Here is a 22,966-nt window from a genome sequence, read left to right as displayed (position 1 = left end):
TGACCCCGCCCGTGCCAAAGAGGCCAGACATGAAATTCTTCGTAGATACCGCAGACGTCCCCGCGATTGCCGAGCTGAACGATCTGGGCATGGTCGATGGCGTGACCACCAACCCGTCGCTGATCAAGAAATCCGGCCGTGACATTCTGGAAGTCACCAAAGAGATCTGTGATCTGGTCGATGGTCCCGTCTCTGCCGAGGTGACCGCGACAGACGCCGACACGATGATCGCCGAGGGCCGCAAGCTGGCCGAGATTGCCGACAACATCGCGGTCAAAGTGCCGCTGACCTGGGACGGGTTGAAGGCCTGCAAGGTTTTGTCGAGCGAAGGCAACATGGTCAACGTCACGCTGTGCTTCTCGGCCAATCAGGCGCTGCTGGCGGCCAAGGCGGGGGCGACGTTCATCTCTCCTTTCATCGGGCGTCTGGACGACATCAACCTCGACGGTCTGGACCTGATCGCGGACATCCGCACGATCTATGACAACTACGGCTACGACACCGAAATCCTTGCCGCGTCGATCCGCACCGTGAACCATGTGTCCGAGTGCGCAAAGATCGGTGCCGACGTGATGACCGCGCCGCCGAACGTGATCAAGGCGATGGCGAACCACGTGCTGACGGACAAAGGTCTGGATGCCTTCTTGGCCGACATCAAAGCTGCCGGCATCTCGATCCTCTGATCTGAATATACTGCATTAACCTTAAAGCCGACGTCCATTGGGCGTCGGCTTTGTCGTTTTGGTATAGTGGTTTACTGCCCACATCGATAGCGCGGAGAAATCTTAAAAAAATATAGCCCCGGATCACTTTTTTCTTAAAAAATTTTCGCGCGATGCAACCGCAGGCATAGGCTGAATTTTTCGCCGCTGGGATAAACCAGAGCACCCACATTTCGGGCGCTAACGGTCGGCAAAGATGAAATCGACTTGGAACAGTCGCGGGTGCGTCACGTTGGCTCTCGGCAACTCACAGCAGCTTGAACGTGAGCAACGGACCCCGCCGGGGACCGCACGGGCTGCTTATGTCCAACGAATGGGAGACCCCTATGAAGACCTTAACGTTCCGCCACCTGCTGGGCACATCCGCCCTTGTTCTGGTGTCCGCCACGGCCGCGCACGCGCAATCGCTTGGCACCAACGACGGTGACGCCTGTGCCGATCTGGCGCAGTTGATCGAACAGAACGACGCCGTCGCGCCCGAGCGTCTGACCGAGGTTGCCAACCAAGGCACCGAAGAAAATTGCGTCGTCGTGCTGCAGCGCGTCAGCGATGCGGGTGGCCTTGACCAGTTTTCAAGCGATGACGAATGGGCCGAACTGACGGCGGAAATCGACGTGACCAAGGACGTCCGCGAAACCGCGACCGTCACCGAAACGGTCGAGATCGAGCGTAAGGCCATCGTCGAAGGTGAAGTCGCCGTCGCCGTGCCGCAGCCCGAAGTGGACGTGGAACAGGCATCGCCCGAAATCTCGGTGACCTCGAACGCGCCGTCGGTCGACGTGCAGCAGGCCCGCCCCGAAATCACCATCCGCCAGCCGGAGCAGGTGATCACCATGCAGATGCAGGCCCCGACGATCACCATCGAACAGGCCGCGCCGGAAATCATCATCACCATGCCCGATCCGTCGGTGAACGTGGGCCAGATGGAACCCAAGGTCGACGTCGTCATGGCCGACCCGCAGATCCGCGTCACGCAGGCTGATCCTGAGGTCGCGATGAACCTGCAGGCACGTATCGTGTCCCCGGAAGAGGCCGAGCAGATGGCAGCCGACAGCGATGGTGATGCGAACGACATCCGCACCACGACGCAATCCGCCGATGCCGAAGCCGAGCCGAAGGTGAACACCAACGTGGCCGAAGCCGTCGTGAACTACCAAGATGGTGGTGAGCCGCAGGTGAACATCGCGCGTGCCGAAGCCCCCTCGGTCAACTTTGAATCGTCCGAGCCGTCGATCCGGTTCGAGCAGTCCGGAGAGCCGACCGTCGAGGTCGTTCAGACCGGTGAGCCGAAAGTGACGTTCCAGCAGGCTAACGCGTCTTCGGACCAGTCGATGGACGACACCCGTCAGGCCGATGCGTCTTCGGACCAGCAGATGGATGACACCCGTCAGGCCGATGCTGCGCCCCAGACGGACGCAGAGCAGACCGATGGTGACACCGCTATGGCTGCTGCCGATCCGACACTGACCACCGAAGCAGAGATGGATGCGGCCCGCACGGACACCGCGATGGACGCTGAATCCAACGGCGAAATGGCTGACGAACAGATGGCCGATGCTTCGACCGATATGAACGCCGACCCGAACCAAGAGCAGGTGATGCTGACGGCTGAGCAGATGGAAGGCATGACCATCTGGGGTGTGAACGACGAACGCGTCGGTGACATCCATTCGGTCAACACCAACGCCGACGGCGAAATCGTCGAAGCGCTGCTTGATATCGGTGGCTTCCTTGGCCTTGGTGAAACCACCGTGGCCCTTCCCTATTCGGAACTGGACGTTTCGCAGGAAGGCGACGACTACCGCATCAGCACCGCCTACACCAAGGACGAGCTGAAGAATATGCCGCGTTACCAAGAGTAATGGTTGAGGAGTAGCTCCCTCTCGCGGGCGGTTCGGACGATGCTTTGCACCATCACTGGTGCGGGCGTCACCCCGGGCCGCCCGTTTTCCTTTGCGCGCATAAGGCCTGTCGCAATCAGGACTCACCCCATCGCAAACTTCTGCAGCGCGCTAAAAAAGGCCGGGTTTTTTCCCGGCCTTTCTGCTAGTGTCGCGGGCAATCAAAAAACGAACCCGAGCAGGCCCAAGTGACAATGAGCAATCCCAGTATCGACGAATCCCTGCGTGCGAAAATCATGGAGGAACCGGCGGCCATTCTGGACGACCGTGACCTGATGAACGCACTGATCGCCGCGAACGACCGCGAAATCGGTGCCAATGTCGTGGATCTGCGCGGCATCGCCATGGAACGGCTAGAGGCGCGGCTGGACCGTCTGGAAGACACGCATCGGTCGGTGATCGCGGCGGCGTATGAAAACCTTGCTGGCACCAACCAAGTGCATCGCGCAACGCTGCGCATGTTGGACCCCTTGGATTTTGAGGCGTTCCTGCGCGATCTGGGCGGCGAAGTTGCCGACACGCTTGGCGTCGATCACATGCGGCTGGTGTTGGAAACGGTGCAAACGGATGATGATCCGGCCGTTGGGCGACTGGGCGACGTATTGCGGATCGTGCCGCCGGGGTATTGCAACGAATATGCCGACGGGGGCCGCGGCGCGCCGCCGCGTCAAGTCACCCTGCGTCAGGTCCAATCGGGTGAGCCGGGGATTTACGGCGACGCGGGCACCTATGTCCGGTCAGAAGCCTGCCTGCGCCTGAACTTTGGCCCCGGTCGACTGCCGGGAATGCTGGTCATGGGCGCCGAAGATCCGCATCAGTTCACGCCGCAGCACGGCACCGATTTGCTGGGCTTTTTCGCAGGCGTCTTCGAACGGACGATGCGCCGTTACCTCGACTGATGAGCCTGATTATTTCCGAGGCCGCGCGCGACGCTTTGGAGCAATGGCTCTCGGGCCTCAAATCTTTGCGCGGGGCGTCGGACGCCACGATTGATGCCTACCGGCGCGACGTCGTGGATTACCTGTTGTTCATGGGCGAACACCTTGGGGGCCCGCAGGGGCTGGCGGCTTTGGCCGGTGTCGGCACGCGCGATATGCGGGCGTGGATGGCGCGGGAACGGGCTTCTGGGCTTGGCGCACGGTCACTGGCGCGCAAACTGTCGGCGGTAAAGACCTTCTATCGTTGGCTGGCGGAACGCGAACGGCTGGACGTGACCCCCGTGCTATCCGCTCGCGCCCCGAAATATCAGCGCAGCCTGCCCCGCCCCTTGGCCGAAGACGCCGCCCGCGCGATGATCTCCGAAGTGGGCGCGTCAGACCGGCGACCTTGGATTCAGGCCCGCGATGCGGCCGTCCTGACGGTGCTCTACGGCTGCGGCCTGCGGATATCCGAAGCGCTGTCATTGACCGTCGATCAAACTCCATTGGCGGAATCCCTGCGGATCACCGGCAAGGGCGGCAAGGAACGCGTGGTGCCCGTGATCGCGCCCGCTCGTCACGCGGTGGATGCCTATCTGGCCGTGCAACCGCACCCGATGATGCCGGGCGATCCGCTGTTCAAGGCGATCCGGGGCGGGCCATTGTCGGCGCGAACGGTGCAAAAATCCATGGCACAGGCGCGCATGGCCCTTGGCCTGCCCGCCACCGCGACGCCCCATGCGATGCGCCACAGCTTTGCGACCCATCTGCTAAGCGCGGGCGGGGATTTGCGGTCGATCCAGGATTTGCTGGGCCACGCCTCTTTGGCGACCACGCAAGTCTATACGGCAGTGGACACGGCCCGGTTGATGGAGGTCTACGACGCCGCCCATCCCCGCGCCAAAGCCAAGCGCTGATCAGGCGGCTTTCGCCTTGGGGTTCAGCCAGTTGCGCAGGATCGTGGTGACGGCGCGCGGGGCTTCCAGCGTGGGCAGGTGGCCCGCGGTATCTAGTTGCGTGAACGCTCCGTTGGGGATCAGCCCCGCCATGAATTCCTGACGTTTCGCCGTAATAACCGTGTCATGTGCGCCCGCGATGATCTGGACAGGGCATTGCGCGCGGTACAGCGACGATTGATGATCCCTGCGGCGTTGCAGAGCACGGGTGTGCACTTCGAACCCTCGGGCGCCGTGGGCGCGGGCCATATCGGCGAAAAGCGCCGCAACCTCGGCCCGGTCGGGGCCGGGGGCCAGCGTGTCGGGTGGCAGCGCGGCGCTGATTGCCTGATCGATCTGGCCAGACCGGCATTGCACGATCTGCGGTTCGCGCGCGGCGGCGGTATTGGGCGCCTCAGGCAGCGCGTCGGTTGATATCAGGCAAACACGCGACACGCGGTCAGGGGCTTTGCGCAACAACTCCAGCGCGACGATGCCGCCTAGACTTGCACCCACCAGCGCAAAGCGACGCGGCAGGTTCGGCAGGATGTTCGACGCCATTTCTTCACAGCGCTCACCGATCAGCGGGGCCTGAATGACCACGTGATCGCGCGACAGGTCGTGGGCCTGCGCGAAATACATGCGCTGGTCACATAGGTATCCCGGAAGGAATACGATCGGATCGGTCATCTGGAGCCTGCTCTGCCTCGGCTTTTTGGGAATCGTCTCATATCAGGGGCGCAGGTCAAGGTTTTCTGCAGTGCGGACCTTAGATAGCGGCGGAAACCTGCAAAATTGCCTCTTTGATCAGGGTCAGGCATTCCGGGTCCGAAAAGCGGTGATCCTTGTTTTTGACCAGCGTCAGCCGGATGTCGGGCCCTTCAGCGCGATCCAGCAGACGATACGCGACCGACAGGTCCACCGCCTCGTCCGCCGTGCCGATCAGGAAACGGGTTGGGAACGGCAGGTTGACCGGTTCCCGCAGAACCAGCTGGTTGCGACCGTCTTCGATCAGGCGCTTGGTGATGATGTAGGGCTCATCATAGTCCGAGGGCAGCGCGATCTGACCGTCCGCCTCCAGTGCCGCGCGTTGCGCATTATCGAAACCTGCCCACATGCTGTCTTCGGTGAAATCAGGCGCCGCGGCGATGGTGACCAGCCCCGCGATACGATCTGGCATCCGCTTGGTCATCAGTAGGGAAATCCATCCCCCCATGGAGGACCCGACGAGGATCTGCGGGCCATCCGTCAATTGATCAATCGCAGCGGCGGCATCTTCGGCCCAATCCCCGATGCAGCCGTCGGTAAACGCGCCATCGCTGATGCCGTGGCCAGAGTAATCGAGCCGCAGGTAGGCACGGCCTTCGCGCTTGGCCCAGTCCTCCAGATAGACCGCCTTTGATCCTTCCATGTCGGATTTGAAGCCGCCCAGAAACACGACGCCCGGACCGGCGCCATCAGTCTTGTGATAGGCGATCCGGCGGCCTTGCGGGGTGGTCAGATACTGGGCTTCAGACATGGTGGGCGTCCCTTGTGCGTGTCGGCCAAGGGTCTGCCACGTTCCGGTCAAAGGCGCAATCTTAGCCCTCGGCGTCGTCCTTTTCATCGCGCAGGGTTAGCGCCAGCGCACCACCCGCGGCGGCCATGACGGCAAAGCCTGCGATGGCCCATTCAGCAGCGATGGACCCAAGGCCGCCGCCGAAGATGCCGGTCGCCAAAAGGATCAGGCCGATGGACAGGTTGGCCGTCGCGGCATATCCCGCGCGGTGGTCTTCGGGCGACATGTCCACCAGATAGGTCGACCGCCCCTGACGCACGCCATGATAGGCCAGCATCAGCACGAACAGGACACCGGGAGCGACCCAGCCCTGTCCGGCCATGCCCATCAGCGCAAAGACGACCATGGCCACCAGACACAGTGCCGCCAGCCCCCCCGCCAGCGCCAGCACCCGGCGCGACGACACGTCGGACATGCGGCCCCAGACAAAAGACGACAGGAAGGATGCGGCAGCGGAAGCCAGCACCAAGATACCCAGTTGTTGCAGCACGGCGTCGCCGTTGTCCTGCGCCAGAACAACAAGCCATGGCGGGGCCAGCGCGGTCGACACCAGCAGCCCGCGGACCAGAATGAACCGGCGCAACGCCTTGTCTTCGGTCAGGTATTGGCGGATCGGCGGCAGGCCGGCGTCTTCGTCGCCTTCAGCCTCCGGCTCTTCCAGCGTGGTAAAGTTCAGCGATGCCAGAAGCCACAATATCCCCGCAATCGCTATGGCGATGATGACGGGCGTGCGTTCTTGCAGCATCCCGGACATCAGAAGCAGCGCGAAAATTATGACCACGGCAGAGGCGGCCGAGCCCGCCAGCCCGGTCACGGCCCCGCGCCGGGTCTGTTCGACCGTGCGGCCCAAGACGTCCTTGGTGCTGACGGAACATGCGGCGCGCGACACGGCAAGGATTGCCAACAGCGCACAGATGATCAGACCAGCCCAGAAACCTTCCAGAAACAGCGCCGTCGCCGCGATTCCAAGCGCCGATACGCCCTGCCCTGCCGCCCCCGTTGCCCACATCCATTTACGGTGGCTCATCCGGTTCAGAATGGCGGCATAGCCGACCTGCGGCAGAAGCGCTCCGGCTTCGCGGATCGGCACAAGGGCAGAGGCAAGGTACCCCGGCGCACCAAGCGCCGTCATCAGCCAGCTCAGCACCAGCTTGGGATCGATCAGCCCGTCCGAGATTTTGCTAAGCGACAAAGAGCCGATAAAGCGCAGGCCGTTGCGGCCTTCCTGTGCATCGGGACGATCCTCACCCGCACCGCCGTCGCCCGCACCTGCAATCTTGGTGAACAGCCTTGCGGCCATCCCATCATGATCTGTGGTCTGCGGGTCTGTTTCGGTTGTGCTCATCTAAGGCTGCCTCGTCCCGGTTGAATTTCGTGAAGACAGGATGGGCAAGCCCAGGGCCTGGCATGGTGTAGTGACGCAAAAAAGGAACCACTCTGGCGCCCGAGTGTCCCGAAAGGTCGATATCCAAATATGCTGCGGTGCGACGCGTGCGCGCGTTTCCCTTACCTGCGGCATCCTGCCTTCGGATACCGAACCCGCCAGCCGCCGCTTTGGTTCCCGACTTTTTTCCAACATTTGACGTGGTTTGGCCTGAGGGCTTGGCCTGTGGTGCCGGGGACTCAGTCATGCTTGGTCGCGCGCCTAGACGCTTGACTTGTCGTGGCGTGCGATTCATCAGGGGACACGACTTATACCCGCAACCGGGCGTTCCGTGGGCGCCAAACCGACGAGGAGGACATAAGATGTCCCAGATCACCCTCACCTTTCCCGATGGCAATACGCGACAAGTAGATGCAGGCATCACGCCCGCGCAGGTCGCCTCCGACATCTCCACCTCGCTTGGCAAAAAGGCGATCAGCGCGACCGTGAACGGTGCGCATTACGATCTGCAGTGGCCGATCGACGCCGATGCCTCGATCGCGATCCACACCATGCAGGACGATGATCAGGCGCTGGAACTGATCCGTCACGACCTTGCCCACATCATGGCCCGCGCGGTTCAGGAAATCTGGCCCGACGTGAAGGTCACCATCGGCCCCGTCCGCGACTACGGCTGGTTCTACGATTTCGACCGCAAAGAACCGTTCACGCCCGAAGACCTCGGCCAGATCGAAGCGAAGATGAAAGACATCATCAACGCCCGTGACGCGGTGAAAACCGAAGTCTGGTCGCGCGCCGACGCCATCGCGCATTACGAAAAGACCGGCGAGCCCTACAAGGTCGAGTTGATCAACCGCATTCCCGGCGATGAGCCGATCCGCATGTACTGGCATGGCGACTGGCAGGACCTGTGCCGCGGCCCGCACCTGCAGCACACCGGACAGGTTCCGGCGGACGCGTTCAAGCTGACCCACGTGGCGGGCGCCTACTGGCTGGGCGACAACACGCGGCCCATGCTGCAGCGGATCTACGGCGTCGCCTTCAAGGACCGCAAGGCGCTGAAACAGCACATGATGATGCTGGAAGAGGCCGAAAAGCGCGACCACCGCAAGCTGGGTCGCGAAATGGACCTGTTCCACATGCAGGAAGAGGCGCCGGGGCAGGTTTTCTGGCACCCGAACGGCTGGACGATCTACACCGAGCTTCAGGACTACATGCGCCGCAAGCAACGGCAGGGCGGCTACCGTGAGGTGAACACGCCTCAGGTCGTGGACCGGAAGCTGTGGGAAGCTTCGGGCCACTGGGAGAAGTATCAGCACCACATGTTCATCGTCGAAGTCGACGAAAGCCGTGATGGTGAAAACGACGACGCCAAAGCGACCAGCAAGGAACACACCCGGATCAACGCGCTAAAGCCGATGAACTGCCCCTGCCACGTGCAGGTGTTCAATCAGGGTCTCAAATCCTATCGCGATCTGCCGTTGCGTCTGGCCGAGTTCGGGTCCTGCGCACGGTTCGAACCTTCGGGCGCGCTGCATGGCATCATGCGGGTTCGCGGTTTCACGCAGGACGATGGCCACATCTTCTGTACCGAGGATCAGATCCAGTCGGAATGCGCCCGCTTCATCGACTTCCTTGCGAATATCTATGCCGAGCTTGGCTTTGAAAAGTTCGAGATCAAGTTCGCCACGCGTCCCGAAAAGCGGGTCGGCACGGAAGAAAGCTGGGATTACGTCGAAGCCGCGCTGGAAAACGCGATCAAGGCGGTCGGGCGCGACTACACGCTGGAACCCGGCGATGGTGCGTTCTATGGCCCCAAGCTCGATTTCTACCTGACCGACGCGATTGGCCGGGTCTGGCAGTGCGGCACCTTCCAGGTGGACCCGAACCTGCCGGAACGTCTGGGCGCAAACTTCATCGGGCAGGACGGCGAAAAGCATCGTCCGTTCATGCTGCACCGCGCAACGCTCGGATCGTTCGAGAGGTTCATCGGCATCCTGATCGAAGAGCACGCGGGCCGTATGCCCGTCTGGCTGGCCCCGCGTCAGGTGGTCGTCGCCGCGATCGTGTCGGACGCAGATGACTACTGTCTTGAAGTTGTCGAGGCGCTCAAAGCCGCGGGTGTCCGGGCCGAGGCCGATCTGCGCAACGAAAAGATCAACTACAAGGTCCGCGAACATTCGCTTGGCAAGGTGCCCTATATCCTCGCCTGCGGGATGAAAGAGGTCGAAGACCGCACCGTGTCGACCCGTCGTCTGGGTGAAAAACAGACCAAGCTGCAGTCGCTGGACGAGATCGTCGCGCAGCTGAAGGCAGAAGCGACCCCGCCGGATTTGCGGTAAGCGAAAAACACAGGGGGTGACCCCGCTCTACGCGACAAGGGGCCGGACAATGCACTGTCCGGCCCCTTTTTAATACCTTCACTTTCCAGAAATACTCTGCGGGGGTCGCCATTCGTGCGCCACCGGTTCAAGCCCGGATGGCGACGGGGTGCAAAACCCCCGGCGGCCGAGGTCAGCGTAGGGTGGGTTTTCAACCCACCATCCGCACCAAATCAGACCAGCGCTTTCAGCATGTCTTTCTCATAGGCCTTCAGGTCATCGAACCGACCCGCCTGCACCTCGTTCGCCCAATCCGGGTTCGCGATCAGCGCGCGGCCCACGGCGACCAGATCAAACTCGTCCTTTTCCAAACGTTCGATCAGGTTGTCCAAAGACGCGGGCTCGGCCTCACGGAAGTTCGCGGTGCCATCGTTAGGCAGGAAATCAGCATTCAGACCGACGCTACCCACCGTGATCACGGGTTTGCCGGTTAGCTTCTTGGTCCAGCCCGCAAGGTTCAGATCGCTGCCTTCGAATTCCGGCTGCCAGAACCGACGGGTGGAGCAATGGAAAATGTCCACGCCAGCCTCGGCCAGCGGCTTGAGGAAGTCGCCCAGAGCCTCTGGCGTTTCGCACAGCCGCGCCTCGTAATTCTGCTGCTTCCACTGGGAATAGCGGAAGATGATCGGGAAGTCCGGGCCCACTGCCTCGCGCACCGCCCGCACGATTTCCAAGGCGAACTTGGACCGCGCCGCCAGATCGCCGCCATATTGATCGTCACGCTGGTTGGTGCCGTCCCAGAAGAACTGATCGACCAGATAGCCATGCGCGCCGTGGATCTCGATCGCGTCCATGCCGATACGCTTGGCATCCGCTGCGGCTTTGGCGAACGCCGTGACCACGTCGTCGATGTCGGATTGTGTCATTGCATGTCCCACGACTTTACCCGGCACCGCCATGCCAGACGGGCTATGCCCCGGCTCGTCCCCTCCGGGGTTCACCCCCGGACGCCGGATCGCGCCCACGTGCCACAGCTGCGGGGCGATCTTGCCCCCTGCCTCGTGCACTGCGTCGACGACTTTCTTCCAACCGGCCAGCGCCTCTTCGCCAAAGAACGACGGAACGTTGGGGTATCCGCTGGCGGCGACGTGATCGACGCAGGTGCCTTCGGTGATGATCAGGCCCACGCCGCCTTCGGCGCGGCGGCGGTAATAGTCGACAACCTTCTGGTTGGGCACGTTACCCGGCGAAAAGGTCCGGGTCATGGGGGCCATGGCGATGCGGTTTTTGACCTGAAGCTTGCCTAGATCGGCGGGGGTGAACAGGGCGTCGGCTTGGGTCATGGGGGCTCCTCCGGGGGTCTTGGAATTGAATACCGGATTGATAAGGCCCCAAGCCTGCGACACAATTCTTACCTTGGGTCACATATTTGAATGCCGCGTCACCAGCGCAGCCACTTTGCCCCTGCAACCGCGCCTAGGGCGGTCGTGATCAGGATGCCCGATGTGTACCAGACCGCGTAAAATAACGGCGAGTCTTCGGTACAGAATGTCGAATACAGCGCCGTCGCCAGCGCGGCCGAGGTCAGCCCGGCCAAGGCCCCAGCCTTCTGCGGATCAACCGGCGCGCCGCGGCGCAGGGCGGTGATCAAGCCAGCAAGGATCGGCAAGGACAAAAGGTTGATCGCGGGCAGGCAGACGGGGATGGAGTGCCCCAGAAAATCGACCATCCGTTCGGATGCCGGAGTGACCGCAAATGCCCAGACGAACAGCCCCAGCGTCAACGCAGGCACCGCCCAGATCGCCTGTTTCGCCAAACCGGGCGACGCGCCAGGACGGACCGAGCGCAGACCCAACGGCAAGGCAAGAGCGAACAGCGCCAGAGGCAAAACCGTTTTCGCCAGAACCACCGGATCTTGCAGGTACATGCCCAAATTGAACCGCGGACCAAGCGCCAGCAGGTACAGCCCAAAGGCCACGACGAGACCTACGGCAATGCCCAGCCCGGCGCGCTTGGTCAGACCAGCGCGGGGCGGCGGGGCGGCGTCTTGGGCCAGCAGGGTTATCAGGTCGTCTGTTTTCATCGTCGTCTTCTAATCGTCGTCTTTCAGGTCGGGCCGGGGGCGGTCAAAGTCAAGCCACGCGCCCCGTCGGCCTATTGTTTCAGCCTTCTGTTTCGGCCAGCTCTTTCAGCCGAACCATTGCGCGGTGGTAGGCCACCCGGACCGCGCCTTCGCTCATGTTCAGGGCGGCGCTGACCTCGGCCGCGCTTTGCCCTTCGATCCCGACCGCCCGCACGATGCGGGCCGATCTGTCGTCTATCCTGTCCAGCAGCACCGCCAGATCGCGGGCGGCTGTCGCCTCTCCTGCCTCTTCGGGCAGGATGTCTTCGATGTCGTCCAGCGGCACCTGCGGACCACCCCGCCCGCGTCTGCGGCCCGCATCGGCGGCCTTGTAGCGGGCGATGGCATAAAGCCACGGGGTCACAGGTTCGCTGTCGCGCCATGTGTGCCGCTTTGCATGAACCGCCAGCAGAACCTCCTGCACGACATCCTCGGCATCCTCGGCGCCGCCGGTGCGGGCGCGGACGATACCACGGATTACGGGGGCAATTTCGGAAAGGAACGTGGCATAGGCCGCGTTGTCGCCCGTCATCGCCCGGCGCAGCAGATCGCTCCAACGATCATTGCGATCCGGCATTCCCCTCTCCCTTCGCGTGAGACCCGGCAAACGTTACAGCGGGTCGCGAATTTTTGGCAATAACATCACCAGTTCGTGAGCGATGTAACACCTTTGCCCCCCGCCGCGAAAGGTATGGCACGGCCGCCAATTCAGGGGCCGCAACCATAACCGCCAAACCGGCGATTTTAGGAGAACACTCATGAAGTCCAACAAAGCCATCGTTCTTGGTGCATTTGCCGCCGCCCTGTCCACCACCGCCGCGTCGCTGCCCGCGCAGGCCGCTGACAACGTCAAATGCTTTGGCGTGTCCATGGCCGGTAAGAACGACTGCGCCGCTGGCCCCGGCACGACCTGCGCCGGTTCGTCCAAAGTCGACTACCAGGGCAACGCCTGGACCCTGGTTCAGGACGGCACCTGTGAATCCGCGGAACCCGTGCTGGCCGACGGCACCAAGGTGATGCTGCCCGAGGGCAAGATGGGCAGCCTTGAAGCGCTGGAGCGTGATCTGCCGATGGAAGGCTAAGGCCATCCAATCCGGGGGCGGCACAAGCCGCCCCCGAATTATTTTCGCGACAGGAGGACAGGATGAACCATCAGGCATTACCCGCAGGCGCAGGCGTCGGTTACAAACCGCAGCACTACAGTGACATCATCGCCAACCCCGATCCCGTCCAATGGCTGGAAATCCATGCCGAGAATTACATGGGCGACGGCGGCCGACCTATCGCGCAGCTGCGTCACCTGTCTGAACGCTTTCCCATTTCCGTGCATGGCGTCGGCCTGTCGATCGGCGGCGAAGGGCCGCTGGACACCGACCATCTGGCCCGACTGAAACACCTGTGCGACTGGCTTAACCCCGCCAGCTTTTCTGAACATCTGGCATGGTCCACGCATGACGGCGCTTTTCTGAACGACCTGCTGCCGCTGCCTTATACCAAGGCCACGGTGGCCCGCGTTGCCGATCACATCGATCAGGTTCAGACCCTGCTGGGCCGGCAGATGCTGCTGGAAAACCCCTCCTCTTACCTTGCCTTCGCTGAAAGCGAGATGAGCGAGACCGAATTTCTGCGCCAAGTCTCGGACCGGACAGGCTGTGGGCTGTTGCTGGATGTGAACAACGTCTTCGTCTCGGCCACCAACCTTCGCCTGAACGCCCGCGACTACATCGCCGATTTCCCCATCGACCGGGTCAAAGAGCTGCATCTGGGCGGCCATGACGAGGATGAAGATGACCACGGCGCGCCCCTGTTGATCGACAGCCATGGGCGCGAGGTGGCCGATCCGGTCTGGGCGCTGCTGGATGACGTGCTGGCGCGGTCCGGTCCCCTACCGTTGCTGATCGAATGGGACACGGACGTCCCCGACTGGGCCGACCTGCAGGCCGAGGCGCAGCGGGCAACAGACGCCCTTTGTCGGGCGCATGCACGGGCTGCGGCGTGATGCTGACGGACCAGACGACATTCAGACGCGCCTTGCTGAACCCCACAGCGGCGACACCCTCCAGCCTGACAGATGGCGCGGGCGGACCCGCAGGACGACGGTTCGCCGTCTATCGCAACAACGTCGCGGTCAGCCTAACCGAAGCGCTGATTACCGGATTTCCCGTATGCCATCGCCTGATGGGCGACGATATTTTCCGCGCCATGGCCGGGGCATACCTGCGCGCGCACCCGCCAGAGTCGCCATTGATGATGCAGTTTGGGCAAAAACTGCCAAAGTTCATGGAGGCCTCGGCCCCGCTGCAATCGATGCGCTGGATCGCGGATGTGGCGCGGTTGGAACTGGCACTGCGCAGCAGCTATCACGCGGCGGATTGCGTGGCGCTTGGCGTGGCAGACCTTGCGGCCATCCCGTCCGAAGAGCTTCCGGACCGGCGGTTCGCCCTTGCCCCGGCGTTGCGTATCCTACGGTCCGAATGGCCCGTGCTGACGTTCTGGTCGTCCGAGGAGTTGGCCGATGATCTGCGCCAAGGCGATTCACAGGACGTGCTGATCACACGGGTGGATTTCGATCCTCACCCTCATCTGCTGTCCCCCGGCGATACCGGATTTCTCGCCGCGCTAAAGGCGGGTGAACCGCTTGGGTCCGCAGCCGAGGTCGCCAGCGCGGCACATCCTGATCACGACCCCACCGCAATCCTGACCCTGCTGATGCAAACCGGGTCGCTGACCACATTTGAAGGTGACACATGATTGATCCGACCGCCCCTCTGGCCCGTTTGACCCCCGTTTTGCCACTACTGGCTCGGTTCACCTTCGCTGCTGTCTTGCTGCCTTATTTCTGGGCGTCCGGCATCACGAAACTGGGCAGCGGGATCTTTGGTTTCCTTCAGCCGTCTTTCGGGGCCTACGCGCAGATTTTCCCCAAAGCGATGGAGGCGGCAGGCTATGATCCGTCGCAACTTGGCGTGTTCCACTGGGCGGTTGTCGTGGCAGGGACATGGGCCGAATTCATCCTGCCCGCGCTGATCGTCGTCGGCCTGCTGACGCGTCTGGCCGCGCTTGGCATGATCGGGTTTATCGTGGTGCAAAGCCTGACCGACCTATTCGGCCATGGTGCGATCGAACATGACGGCACGCTTGGCGCATGGTTCGACAAGGCGCCGGATGCGCTGATCCTCGATCAACGGGCGTTCTGGGTGTACCTGCTGGCAACGCTGGTAGTGCTGGGCGGCGGGCTGTTGTCCGCCGACCGGATGGTGTTCAGAAATGCGCCTTTGGTTCGTCCGGCTGCCCCGCAGCCAGCGCCATAAGGCCCGCGATCCCGCAGAAGGCCATCGGAAACAGCGTGAAGAACCCAAAGCCAAAGCCAAGGTACATGCCAAGGACCGAGGCCAGCAGCAGCAACCCGCCCCAAAGCGCGCGAACCTTCACCATACCCGCCCCGGCCAGTGCGAGGATCGGGGACAGGACCGACGCGACCCGGATCGCGTTGATGTTGACGACCTGTTCGAACAGGCCCTCGACCTCACCGAAATTTTCGATGGCGGTGGTGTAGCCATAGCTGGCAAAGCCGATCATTAGCCCCATCAAGCCACCGATAATGCCAAGGATCAGCGCCGCATTACGCATCGGTCACACCCCAAGCTCGGCCTGAGAGGCCTTGGACCAGCCCAGAACCATGCGGTCGCCGTCCACGATCAAAGGGCGTTTCATCAGCGTCGGGTGGTCTTTCAGCAAATCCATCGCCGGGCGTGCGCGTTGATCGTCGTCCAGGCCCCGCCAAGTGGTCGAGCGTTTGTTCACCAGATCGTCGCCGAACCGATCCAGCGCGGCGGACAGAATCGCATCGTCCACGCCGTCATCGCGCGCATCGACAAACTGGGCGTCGGGTAGGGCTTTGCGCGCGGCGCGGCAGGTGTCGCAGGTTTTCAGGCCAATCAGCTGCATTCTGATCCTCTTGCTAGGCGTTTGAGTGGAGATAGGTAACATTTCGCTCAGATGCACCCCAGTTTTGCTTGATTTTTACAACGGAACCCCATCCTCCTTATGTATAGGGACCGGTCCGTTTCGGCATACCTCGTGGCGGATAACACCCTGTATCCAAGGTGACTTGGATAACGTTACGAAGGAAAGAAGGAGACGCGGCATGCCAACTGGCACCGTAAAGTGGTTCAATACAACCAAAGGCTTCGGTTTTATCGAACCTGAAGAAGGCGGGAAGGACGTGTTCGTCCATATCTCCGCAGTCGAGAGATCCGGACTGACCGGATTGGCCGACAATCAGAAGGTTTCTTACGAGCTTCAGGATGGTCGTGATGGCCGTCAGATGGCAGCCGATCTCAAACTACTCTGACATGACTTAGTGATCCGGGCGCTTCAGGCCGGATCCTTTTTCGCTGTGTCTGTCCACGCCTCACCCATGGCGACGATACAGCTTTGACCGCTGGCATAGGTGATGACCATCGTCCAATCGCCTTGGCTGTCGGTCCAGACCTCGACGACCTGTTCGGGGCCGCGCAACCCCATGCTTTTTCGTTCGCTGCGCAGGTTGCGCGTCAGCTTTTCCGTCATCCTTGCCTTGGGTTCACAGATCACATCCGCGATCGGATTGGTTGCTGCGGCGGGCAGCGCAAGGGCGATGAGGAAAAGCGTCAGTCGGATCAAGATGTCGGTCCTGTGTCGTGGATCGACACAAGTGTAACAGCTTTATGACAATTCAGCAGGCGCAAAATGCGCGACTGGTGGCCAAATGAAAAAGGCGCACCTGATGTGGCGCGCCTTTTCGAAAAATCTGATGGGAAAACTCAGTTCTGCGGGGATTTCGATCCGTCCCAGCCCTGCGGCGATTTCGATCCGTAATCAACCCGCGGCGCATAATGCTGTTTCACGACCCGGCGCACCGGATGGCGCTGGTAATCGGAATAGGTGCCAGCCTGGTTTGGCACACCGCAACAGATCACGCCCCCCAGCACGATCGGCTGAAGACCTGCGGGGCAGTAGTTGGCCGAGGCCGGATAGGGGAAAAGCTTGGCATCCGCTGCAGCCGGGGCCGCCATGGCCATCAGGCCGAGGCCCGCGCTTAGGATAAGTGTCTTCATCGGTTCTGCCCTCGTCTGGAACACGCCTTCTGGCATCGTCATCTCAGCTTAACATCCTGAGGGAGAAACGCAAAACCAAATGGTCAGCCCGGGTTCGGAAATATCATGCGGGTGATAAGCACGCCCAAGAAGGCCGAGCCGCCGGTCAGCACGGTCCCCCAGATCACATCCACGGCCACCATCTTGGGCGCCCAGTCTTTCAGCGTGGCATAGTTCGTAAACTCATAGGTGCCATAGGCCATCGCGCCGATCAGTGCGCCATTGAACAGCGCCTTCAGCGGTGCATTTTCCGCCATCGCAGGGGCAGAGACGAACCAGATGACCCCGGCGACATAGGCCATGTAGAACAGCGCGGCAGGCGCAAGGCGCAGGTCATCCAGCAAAAGATGGGAAATCCGCGTCTCGAACAGGGGGCGCATCACGTTTTTCAACATGATCGCATCGAGGCCGAGAAAGATCACGGCAGTCGCGAGGTATAGTGTCAGAGTTTGCATTGGGTCCGTCCGGAGTGGTTCGAAAAGTATACGTAGGGCGGCGCGGGGTGGATCAATGGTTTCGTTTGTGGGTTGGGGGGGGTGCGGTGGGTTGGAAACCCACCCTACGGTGTGGGGCGATTGAGCACCCCGTAGGGCGGGGTTCACTCCGCCGCCCCGTTCGGATGTTGTGGTAAGGCGGGGTGAACCCCGCCCTACGTTTGGTCCCTTCGGAGTCGTTCGGCCGTCCAGTGGACGGACCAAGGCACGAACGGGCGAAACCCAGGCGGGCGCGGGTCAACCTAGAGATAGAACCGCTCTGATCAGCTTTTCGCGACCTTACGAAACGCGGCCAAAACGCTGAACAGAACAAGTATTGTAAATGTTATTCGACATACCCAAATAAATAAGAAATCAAAGGGGAAATTAATGACAATACTCGCACAATTCCGCTGCAATAACTGCGGCCATCGTTTTGAAACAGAAATCTTGGAACGCAGCGAAAAGCAGGAGTATGAGCGGCAGGATCGACCAACATCACCAGTTCATTGCCCGATCTGCAATAGAACCGATGTCCGCACAGGGTGGGAATGATATTACAGGGAATTCAAATCCACAGAGTATCCCGACGCCTTAAGCTCCTTTCCCAAGGTCAACTTCCAAGCTCCATTCGTGTCGATTTCAGTATAAATCACACCGAAAATGTCCGACGGCTCCTCAACCCCTTTGGCCTTAAGCACGCTTACATTCGAACGTGACAGCCTGGAAAGGAAAAACCCAAGTTCTAACAAAACATTCTGGCGAGCTCTGGGTCGATATCCATCGGCTTCTGCATCTTTGATCGATGCCCCCATGTCATCCGCCGTCATCAAAACGACAGCAAAACCAACATCTGAGTAGTGTTCAAATTTTTCAATTATGGTTCGCCCTTGGCTAGTTTGCTCTCTCAAAACTATTGGCTTTAGCCCAATCCGTTCCAAGACCCTTGAAACTTCATGCAAAACCCCATCGTTGTGTCCATGAACCACGAACACACGCTTAGACTTCCCAGAAATCCCATATCGGGGTTCCGCGCCCTCCACATATGGAACTTTCGTCTCTGCGGGAACCTCATCTAGACTACCAACGTCGCTATCGGGTGCCAAAGTTTCAATCACTCTTTTCACCCGCAAAATTCTTGCCTCGAATTCGGAAGGCTTCATTTTTGGTCGATAACCATAGCCATCATCACTGGAATCAAGCAACGAACGAAGCTTGTTTCCCAACGCGTTAAGGTTTTCAGAATACGCAAAATCTGATGCATCTTCGATCAACTCGTTCAAACGCCTTTCTTCGCCTTCAATATCGATGTTGCCAAATCTGGCTTGTTCATCTGACCTTTTACGAACAACCACGTCTAAGAGGTCGGTGAGGTCGCGAAGAAATATTCGAATACTCATGCCTTCTTCTCAATCGAAACCCGATAAATGTAGACTGGCTCATCGCACAAACACGAACAACTCACAATCTCACCCCACCAATTCCCTCACCAAATACCCCACATCCCCGGCCCCCTTAGACCGCGCTATCTCCCGCCAGTCCGCCTCAGCCACCTCCGGGAACCACGTATCCGCGCCTTCGACCGCGCAATCGACCTCGGTCAGCAGCAGCCGGTCGGCCAGCGGCAGCATCTCTTTATAAATCCCTGCGCCGCCGATCCCATAGATACGGAAATACCCCTCGCTCCGGGCCAGCGCGATGGCGTCCTCGACAGACCCCACCACATGCTCGGCCAAAGACGCATCCCGCGACACCACGATGTTCAGACGGCTCTTCAATGGCTTAACTGGCAGGCTTTCCCAAGTCGCGCGGCCCATGATGACCGCGCCGCCGGTGGTTTCGCGCTGGAACATCTTCAGGTCCCCCGGCAGATGCCAAGGGATATCGCCGTCCTTGCCGATGGCGCCGTTTCGATCCCGGGCGACAATCAGCGTGATCATACCGCCACCGGCGCCTTGATCGCCGGGTCGGGCGCGTAGTTCTGGAATTCGAAGTCCTCGAACCGGAAGTCGAAGATCGACTCTACGTCCCGAGTCAGACGCAGTGTCGGCAGAGAATGGGGCGTCCGGGTCAGCTGAAGCTGCACCTGATCCATATGGTTGGAATAGATATGCGCATCGCCAATCGAATGGACGAAATCGCCGGGCTCGTACCCGGTGACATGCGCCAGCATCACCTGCAGCAGCGCGTAAGAGGCGATGTTGAACGGCACGCCCAGAAACATATCGGCCGAGCGTTGGTAAAGCTGTAGGTGCAGCTTGCCGCCGGTGATCCGCACCTGCCACAGCGTGTGGCACGGCGGCAGGGCCATCTGATCAACCTCTGCCGGGTTCCAAGCTGACACGATCAACCGGCGCGAGTCAGGGGATTTGCGGATCATCTCGACCAGTTTAGCGATCTGGTCGACCTCTCCCACCGGTGTCGGCCAATGTCGCCACTGATGACCATAGACCGGCCCCAGATCGCCGTTTTCGTCCGCCCATTCGTCCCAGATCGAAACGCCATTGTCCTTCAGGTACTTGATGTTGGTGTCCCCGGCGAGGAACCAAAGCAGCTCATGCACGATGGATTTCAAGTGCAGCTTTTTGGTGGTGACCAGCGGAAATCCATCGGCCAGAGGATAGCGCTGCTGCATCCCGAAATAAGAAATCGTGCCCGTGCCGGTGCGGTCACTGGACGGTGTGCCGTGGTCCAGTACGGTTTGCAGGGCGTCAAGATATTGGCGCATGGGCAGGTCCTTTTGTCAGGGCGCGGGCCACAAGATGAGTCACCGCCCAGCTTATATTGAGGGGCGGGCGATTTGAACCACTATATGAAGTAGAGGCAATGCTGCCACGTCGCCTCTTTGTGCTTGGTAAAACCCCCTTGAATCGTTGACTTTTTGCGAATTCGGCGGCAACCTACGGATCAAACGGGCAAAAGACCCGACCTAGTACGAGGCAGTTTCCGATGCAGTGGCGTGTTGCGCTTCCCCTGTCGTTTTGCGTTTTGTTGACCGCATGCGGTCCGTCCAATCCGTTCGCGGACGACGACACGACGACCACCACCACCGCGGCCACCGACGATCCGTCGACGACCAATTCCAAGTTTGCCTTCGATGCCGATGCCGGTCTGACGTTGAACGGCGTGACCTACGACGCCGACAACGATCAGTTGCGCATTGCCAACCTTCCTTTCGACGGGCCGGATGAAGTCTATGATTTTGTCCGGATGCAGAACGGAACACCGATTTACCGCAGCCGCACGACTGGGACGACCGGTCAAGTCCCCTATTACGCGGTCTACATCAAAACCGATGACGTAGAGGGCGCGGCAGCCGCTGACGCCATCTGGGATAGCGACGGCTATGGCTTCGGCGGCGCGAATGTACAGCGGACGGCGGCAGGCGTTCCCGGAGGCATTGGCGAATACGTCTATGTCGGCACCTACGCCGGTGTGCGCCAAAAGAACGACCGGGGCGGTCTGCACATCGTTACAGGCGATGCGGAACTGTGGCTCGACGTTCTGGACCTTGAGCCTGACGGCAACATCGTCGGTTCGGTCCGTGGTGAAATCAGCAACCGTGTCCGGACGACCGAAACCGGCACGACGCGCGACCCGCTGCCCAATATCTATCTGGCGCGGGTGTCTTTCGACAATTCCGACGCGACCTTCTCTGAAGGGCAGGCCTCGACCCGCGACCCCGATGGCGAGCCTCGCGACTCGGGCGCGTATGAGGGCATCATCGCAGGGGCGAGCGGCGAATCCATCGGCGCGCATGTGGTCATGACCGGCCCCTCGGAAATGCAGCGCGTGCTGTATGAAATCGTCGAATGGACGAACGAGGAAGAGGTCACCAACCTCGTCAACGGAATTGAGGTCACGACGACCGTGACGACCACGGGTTCGGTTTCGGGTTTGAACGACGACAACCGCGAAACGATCACCAACCGTGTCGACAATGGTGAAACGGTCTCTTACCTGACGGCTGACCGGTCGGGCATTCCGCTTGGGGCCACTGTGACCTCGACCACCGAAAGTGCGGTGATCACCGGCGACGGCAACGCCCGCGAAATCGGTGTGATCGTGACGGACAGGCAGCCCGACAATTGACCCAGGCCCTCCGCATCAAAGGGCGAAGCCTTTTGCATGTGCTTTGCCTGATCGCGCTATGCCTGACCGTCGCCCTGCCCCTGCGGGCAGCCCCATCGACCGAGGTCAGCCTGTCGCGGGACGAGGCGCGCACCCTTGCGTTCACCCTTTTGCGGCAGAACCAGCCCAGCCATGCGCGGCGTCTGGCGCTTGGGTTGTTGCAGGCGGATGCCGAAGACTACGCCGCACTGATGATCCTTGCCCGGGCCGAAACCGAATTGGGCCGCCACGCCCATGGCGCCCGCGCCGGACGACGCGCGTGGGAAGCATCGGCAAGCGAAGATCAAGAATTTGCAGCGGCTTACATGGTGTCGAAATCCCTGTCGGCTATGGGCCGGTATGGCCACGCCCAATGGTGGCTGCGCCGGGCGGGTCAGGCGTCGGACAAGGTGCAGTTCGAACAGGCAGCGCGGCGCGAGTTTCGCAAAGTTCAGGCGATGAACCCATGGTCCAGCAAGCTGAGCTTTTCGGTCAGGCCGTCGTCCAACATCAACGGCGGACCGACAACCAACACTTTTACCATCGGCAACTTCGTCTTTGTTGACCCGACGGCCGTGCCCTTGTCGGGTATCGAATACGGCACCCACGCAATGATCCGCAGGGATTTCGCCGCTGCCTCTGGGGGACCTGCTGCACATCTGGCGTTTTCCATCGACGACACGCGCTACAGCCTGTCGGATGCGGCCAAGGCGGCCTCTCCGACGGCGCGGGCATCGGATTTCACGATTACGAACATGCGCCTCTCGGGCGGTCTGCGGTTTGACGGGGCCGAAGCCTCTGCCACACGGGTGACGCTGGATCTGTTCCGCGATTACAGGGGCGGCGACGCGCTGGCCAACAATGCGGCGATCGAGGTCGGGCGCGACCACCGCCGTGGTCAGGCGCGCATGGGCTATGCGCTTGAGCTGGAACATCGTACGCGTCTGGACCGGGGCGACCGGTCGTCGGACGCGGTGACGGCCAAGGCCTACTGGTCGGCCCCGGTTGGCAATGGGCACCTAAGCTTCAGCGCCTCGGTCGGTGACATCCAATCCGCCTCGGCCGAGATTGCGGCGCAGACCTATTCCTTGGCCATGCGTTATGTGCCTGACCAAAAGGTTTTCGGCGCGGTCCCGACGCTTGAGATCGCGCATTCCGGTCGAAACTACGATCGGGTCGTCTATGGTGCGGATGCTCGTCGGGACCGGGCCGTCGTCCTATCGGGCGAATTGTTTTTCAAGAACATCGACTTCTACGGCTTTGCCCCGACCGTTGGCGCGGTCTACTCGCGCAACACCTCGAACGTGACGATCTTTGACTATGAAGAATACGGGATGACCTTCGGGATCCGGTCAACCTTCTGAGATTTCGTCAAAGCCCCCTCG

At 61.0% G+C, this 22,966-nt stretch carries 26 protein-coding genes; 12 read left to right on the top strand and 14 right to left on the bottom strand.

The features are described 5' to 3' along the window. Positions 1 to 29: 29 nt before the first annotated feature. From fsa to ACI3GR_RS02085, 4 genes are all read left to right on the top strand, one after another. Positions 30 to 683 (top strand): fructose-6-phosphate aldolase, encoded by a 654-nt coding sequence (gene fsa, locus ACI3GR_RS02100; protein ID WP_407492244.1) that lies wholly within the window; start codon positions 30 to 32, stop codon positions 681 to 683. A 365-nt stretch (positions 684 to 1,048) separates the two neighbouring features. Then, the gene (locus tag ACI3GR_RS02095; protein ID WP_407492243.1) at positions 1,049 to 2,584 is read left to right on the top strand and encodes a PRC-barrel domain-containing protein; all 1,536 of its coding nucleotides are present in this window, start codon (positions 1,049 to 1,051) and stop codon (positions 2,582 to 2,584) included. A gap of 233 nt (positions 2,585 to 2,817) precedes the next feature. Next, positions 2,818 to 3,522, top strand: coding sequence for a DUF484 family protein (locus ACI3GR_RS02090; RefSeq protein WP_407492242.1), 705 nt, complete (start codon positions 2,818 to 2,820; stop codon positions 3,520 to 3,522). Then, the gene (locus ACI3GR_RS02085) at positions 3,522 to 4,457 is read left to right on the top strand and encodes a tyrosine recombinase XerC (protein WP_407492240.1); all 936 of its coding nucleotides are present in this window, start codon (positions 3,522 to 3,524) and stop codon (positions 4,455 to 4,457) included. The genes ACI3GR_RS02090 and ACI3GR_RS02085 overlap by 1 nt, the downstream gene beginning before the upstream one ends. Here ACI3GR_RS02085 and ACI3GR_RS02080 read toward each other — a convergent pair whose 3' ends face one another. From ACI3GR_RS02080 to ACI3GR_RS02070, 3 genes are all read right to left on the bottom strand, one after another. After that, the gene (locus tag ACI3GR_RS02080; RefSeq protein ID WP_407492238.1) at positions 4,458 to 5,165 is read right to left on the bottom strand and encodes an alpha/beta fold hydrolase; all 708 of its coding nucleotides are present in this window, start codon (positions 5,163 to 5,165) and stop codon (positions 4,458 to 4,460) included. Positions 5,166 to 5,244: 79 nt separating this feature from the next. Then, positions 5,245 to 5,994, bottom strand: a complete 750-nt coding sequence (locus ACI3GR_RS02075; protein WP_407492236.1) for an alpha/beta fold hydrolase — start codon at positions 5,992 to 5,994, stop codon at positions 5,245 to 5,247. 61 nt (positions 5,995 to 6,055) lie between these two features. Next, entirely contained in the window at positions 6,056 to 7,378 is a 1,323-nt protein-coding gene (locus tag ACI3GR_RS02070) for an MFS transporter (RefSeq protein ID WP_407492235.1), read from the bottom strand. A gap of 401 nt (positions 7,379 to 7,779) precedes the next feature. Here ACI3GR_RS02070 and thrS point away from each other — a divergent pair, with 401 nt between their 5' ends. After that, on the top strand, positions 7,780 to 9,759 hold the full coding sequence (gene thrS, locus ACI3GR_RS02065) for a threonine--tRNA ligase (protein ID WP_407492234.1): 1,980 nt from the start codon (positions 7,780 to 7,782) through the stop codon (positions 9,757 to 9,759). Positions 9,760 to 9,971: 212 nt separating this feature from the next. On the opposite strand, the gene ACI3GR_RS02060 is transcribed toward thrS, so the two are convergent. The 3 genes from ACI3GR_RS02060 to ACI3GR_RS02050 all read right to left on the bottom strand — a co-directional run bounded on the left by ACI3GR_RS02060 (position 9,972) and on the right by ACI3GR_RS02050 (position 12,437). Further along, positions 9,972 to 11,081 (bottom strand): NADH:flavin oxidoreductase, encoded by a 1,110-nt coding sequence (locus tag ACI3GR_RS02060; RefSeq protein ID WP_407492233.1) that lies wholly within the window; start codon positions 11,079 to 11,081, stop codon positions 9,972 to 9,974. 98 nt (positions 11,082 to 11,179) lie between these two features. After that, entirely contained in the window at positions 11,180 to 11,821 is a 642-nt protein-coding gene (locus ACI3GR_RS02055) for an NrsF family protein (protein WP_407492232.1), read from the bottom strand. A 79-nt stretch (positions 11,822 to 11,900) separates the two neighbouring features. Next, a complete protein-coding gene (locus tag ACI3GR_RS02050; protein WP_407492231.1) occupies positions 11,901 to 12,437 on the bottom strand; it encodes a sigma-70 family RNA polymerase sigma factor in 537 nt (178 codons plus the stop codon). Between the two features lie 181 nt (positions 12,438 to 12,618). Between ACI3GR_RS02050 and ACI3GR_RS02045 the strand changes: the two genes are divergently transcribed. The 4 genes from ACI3GR_RS02045 to ACI3GR_RS02030 all read left to right on the top strand — a co-directional run bounded on the left by ACI3GR_RS02045 (position 12,619) and on the right by ACI3GR_RS02030 (position 15,171). Continuing rightward, entirely contained in the window at positions 12,619 to 12,942 is a 324-nt protein-coding gene (locus ACI3GR_RS02045; RefSeq protein WP_407492230.1) for a BufA1 family periplasmic bufferin-type metallophore, read from the top strand. Between the two features lie 62 nt (positions 12,943 to 13,004). Beyond that, on the top strand, positions 13,005 to 13,859 hold the full coding sequence (bufB, locus tag ACI3GR_RS02040; RefSeq protein WP_407492228.1) for an MNIO family bufferin maturase: 855 nt from the start codon (positions 13,005 to 13,007) through the stop codon (positions 13,857 to 13,859). After that, the gene (locus ACI3GR_RS02035) at positions 13,859 to 14,611 is read left to right on the top strand and encodes an HvfC/BufC family peptide modification chaperone (RefSeq protein WP_407492227.1); all 753 of its coding nucleotides are present in this window, start codon (positions 13,859 to 13,861) and stop codon (positions 14,609 to 14,611) included. The genes bufB and ACI3GR_RS02035 overlap by 1 nt, the downstream gene beginning before the upstream one ends. After that, entirely contained in the window at positions 14,608 to 15,171 is a 564-nt protein-coding gene (locus ACI3GR_RS02030) for a DoxX family protein (RefSeq protein WP_407492225.1), read from the top strand. The genes ACI3GR_RS02035 and ACI3GR_RS02030 overlap by 4 nt, the downstream gene beginning before the upstream one ends. Here the strand turns inward: ACI3GR_RS02030 and ACI3GR_RS02025 are convergent. Together ACI3GR_RS02025 and ACI3GR_RS02020 are read right to left on the bottom strand one after the other, a co-directional pair. Beyond that, on the bottom strand, positions 15,122 to 15,490 hold the full coding sequence (locus ACI3GR_RS02025; RefSeq protein ID WP_407492224.1) for a hypothetical protein: 369 nt from the start codon (positions 15,488 to 15,490) through the stop codon (positions 15,122 to 15,124). The two genes, ACI3GR_RS02030 and ACI3GR_RS02025, sit on opposite strands and share 50 nt — an antisense overlap. A gap of 3 nt (positions 15,491 to 15,493) precedes the next feature. After that, positions 15,494 to 15,808 carry an arsenate reductase family protein gene (locus ACI3GR_RS02020; protein ID WP_407492223.1) on the bottom strand — a complete coding sequence of 105 codons (315 nt, stop codon included), beginning with the start codon at positions 15,806 to 15,808 and terminating at the stop codon, positions 15,494 to 15,496. Between the two features lie 199 nt (positions 15,809 to 16,007). On the opposite strand from ACI3GR_RS02020, the gene ACI3GR_RS02015 reads away from it, so the two are divergent. Continuing rightward, a complete protein-coding gene (locus ACI3GR_RS02015; protein ID WP_407492222.1) occupies positions 16,008 to 16,214 on the top strand; it encodes a cold-shock protein in 207 nt (68 codons plus the stop codon). A gap of 23 nt (positions 16,215 to 16,237) precedes the next feature. On the opposite strand, the gene ACI3GR_RS02010 is transcribed toward ACI3GR_RS02015, so the two are convergent. The 6 genes from ACI3GR_RS02010 to ACI3GR_RS01985 all read right to left on the bottom strand — a co-directional run bounded on the left by ACI3GR_RS02010 (position 16,238) and on the right by ACI3GR_RS01985 (position 20,199). Then, the gene (locus tag ACI3GR_RS02010) at positions 16,238 to 16,525 is read right to left on the bottom strand and encodes a hypothetical protein (RefSeq protein ID WP_407492220.1); all 288 of its coding nucleotides are present in this window, start codon (positions 16,523 to 16,525) and stop codon (positions 16,238 to 16,240) included. A 140-nt stretch (positions 16,526 to 16,665) separates the two neighbouring features. Continuing rightward, on the bottom strand, positions 16,666 to 16,959 hold the full coding sequence (locus ACI3GR_RS02005) for a hypothetical protein (RefSeq protein ID WP_407492218.1): 294 nt from the start codon (positions 16,957 to 16,959) through the stop codon (positions 16,666 to 16,668). An 83-nt stretch (positions 16,960 to 17,042) separates the two neighbouring features. After that, on the bottom strand, positions 17,043 to 17,453 hold the full coding sequence (locus tag ACI3GR_RS02000) for a DUF2177 family protein (RefSeq protein WP_407492217.1): 411 nt from the start codon (positions 17,451 to 17,453) through the stop codon (positions 17,043 to 17,045). Between the two features lie 575 nt (positions 17,454 to 18,028). Beyond that, positions 18,029 to 18,871 carry a TIR domain-containing protein gene (locus tag ACI3GR_RS01995; RefSeq protein WP_407492215.1) on the bottom strand — a complete coding sequence of 281 codons (843 nt, stop codon included), beginning with the start codon at positions 18,869 to 18,871 and terminating at the stop codon, positions 18,029 to 18,031. 69 nt (positions 18,872 to 18,940) lie between these two features. Then, entirely contained in the window at positions 18,941 to 19,411 is a 471-nt protein-coding gene (locus ACI3GR_RS01990; RefSeq protein WP_407492213.1) for a dihydrofolate reductase, read from the bottom strand. Continuing rightward, complete coding sequence (locus ACI3GR_RS01985) at positions 19,408 to 20,199, bottom strand: thymidylate synthase (RefSeq protein ID WP_407492212.1); 792 nt, start codon at positions 20,197 to 20,199, stop codon at positions 19,408 to 19,410. The genes ACI3GR_RS01990 and ACI3GR_RS01985 overlap by 4 nt, the downstream gene beginning before the upstream one ends. A gap of 221 nt (positions 20,200 to 20,420) precedes the next feature. On the opposite strand from ACI3GR_RS01985, the gene ACI3GR_RS01980 reads away from it, so the two are divergent. After that, positions 20,421 to 21,563, top strand: a complete 1,143-nt coding sequence (locus tag ACI3GR_RS01980) for a hypothetical protein (RefSeq protein ID WP_407492210.1) — start codon at positions 20,421 to 20,423, stop codon at positions 21,561 to 21,563. Further along, entirely contained in the window at positions 21,560 to 22,945 is a 1,386-nt protein-coding gene (locus tag ACI3GR_RS01975; RefSeq protein ID WP_407492209.1) for a tetratricopeptide repeat protein, read from the top strand. The genes ACI3GR_RS01980 and ACI3GR_RS01975 overlap by 4 nt, the downstream gene beginning before the upstream one ends. The last annotated feature ends 21 nt before the right edge of the window (positions 22,946 to 22,966 follow it).

This window comes from Pseudooceanicola aestuariicola (genome assembly GCF_045763785.1).
Lineage (GTDB): Bacteria > Pseudomonadota > Alphaproteobacteria > Rhodobacterales > Rhodobacteraceae > Pseudooceanicola.
This window is presented reverse-complemented; position numbering and strand designations above follow the sequence as displayed.

Bases quoted from the DNA above. Each gene is read 5' to 3' on its own strand.
- fsa (WP_407492244.1), top strand. From the start codon at position 30: ATGAAATTCTTCGTAGATACCGCAGACGTCCCCGCGATTGCCGAGCTG.
- ACI3GR_RS02095 (WP_407492243.1), top strand. From the start codon at position 1,049: ATGAAGACCTTAACGTTCCGCCACCTGCTGGGCACATCCGCCCTTGTT.
- ACI3GR_RS02090 (WP_407492242.1), top strand. From the start codon at position 2,818: ATGAGCAATCCCAGTATCGACGAATCCCTGCGTGCGAAAATCATGGAG.
- ACI3GR_RS02085 (WP_407492240.1), top strand. From the start codon at position 3,522: ATGAGCCTGATTATTTCCGAGGCCGCGCGCGACGCTTTGGAGCAATGG.
- ACI3GR_RS02080 (WP_407492238.1), bottom strand. From the start codon at position 5,165: ATGACCGATCCGATCGTATTCCTTCCGGGATACCTATGTGACCAGCGC.
- ACI3GR_RS02075 (WP_407492236.1), bottom strand. From the start codon at position 5,994: ATGTCTGAAGCCCAGTATCTGACCACCCCGCAAGGCCGCCGGATCGCC.
- ACI3GR_RS02070 (WP_407492235.1), bottom strand. From the start codon at position 7,378: ATGAGCACAACCGAAACAGACCCGCAGACCACAGATCATGATGGGATG.
- thrS (WP_407492234.1), top strand. From the start codon at position 7,780: ATGTCCCAGATCACCCTCACCTTTCCCGATGGCAATACGCGACAAGTA.
- ACI3GR_RS02060 (WP_407492233.1), bottom strand. From the start codon at position 11,081: ATGACCCAAGCCGACGCCCTGTTCACCCCCGCCGATCTAGGCAAGCTT.
- ACI3GR_RS02055 (WP_407492232.1), bottom strand. From the start codon at position 11,821: ATGAAAACAGACGACCTGATAACCCTGCTGGCCCAAGACGCCGCCCCG.
- ACI3GR_RS02050 (WP_407492231.1), bottom strand. From the start codon at position 12,437: ATGCCGGATCGCAATGATCGTTGGAGCGATCTGCTGCGCCGGGCGATG.
- ACI3GR_RS02045 (WP_407492230.1), top strand. From the start codon at position 12,619: ATGAAGTCCAACAAAGCCATCGTTCTTGGTGCATTTGCCGCCGCCCTG.
- bufB (WP_407492228.1), top strand. From the start codon at position 13,005: ATGAACCATCAGGCATTACCCGCAGGCGCAGGCGTCGGTTACAAACCG.
- ACI3GR_RS02035 (WP_407492227.1), top strand. From the start codon at position 13,859: ATGCTGACGGACCAGACGACATTCAGACGCGCCTTGCTGAACCCCACA.
- ACI3GR_RS02030 (WP_407492225.1), top strand. From the start codon at position 14,608: ATGATTGATCCGACCGCCCCTCTGGCCCGTTTGACCCCCGTTTTGCCA.
- ACI3GR_RS02025 (WP_407492224.1), bottom strand. From the start codon at position 15,490: ATGCGTAATGCGGCGCTGATCCTTGGCATTATCGGTGGCTTGATGGGG.
- ACI3GR_RS02020 (WP_407492223.1), bottom strand. From the start codon at position 15,808: ATGCAGCTGATTGGCCTGAAAACCTGCGACACCTGCCGCGCCGCGCGC.
- ACI3GR_RS02015 (WP_407492222.1), top strand. From the start codon at position 16,008: ATGCCAACTGGCACCGTAAAGTGGTTCAATACAACCAAAGGCTTCGGT.
- ACI3GR_RS02005 (WP_407492218.1), bottom strand. From the start codon at position 16,959: ATGAAGACACTTATCCTAAGCGCGGGCCTCGGCCTGATGGCCATGGCG.
- ACI3GR_RS02000 (WP_407492217.1), bottom strand. From the start codon at position 17,453: ATGCAAACTCTGACACTATACCTCGCGACTGCCGTGATCTTTCTCGGC.
- ACI3GR_RS01995 (WP_407492215.1), bottom strand. From the start codon at position 18,871: ATGAGTATTCGAATATTTCTTCGCGACCTCACCGACCTCTTAGACGTG.
- ACI3GR_RS01990 (WP_407492213.1), bottom strand. From the start codon at position 19,411: ATGATCACGCTGATTGTCGCCCGGGATCGAAACGGCGCCATCGGCAAG.
- ACI3GR_RS01985 (WP_407492212.1), bottom strand. From the start codon at position 20,199: ATGCGCCAATATCTTGACGCCCTGCAAACCGTACTGGACCACGGCACA.
- ACI3GR_RS01980 (WP_407492210.1), top strand. From the start codon at position 20,421: ATGCAGTGGCGTGTTGCGCTTCCCCTGTCGTTTTGCGTTTTGTTGACC.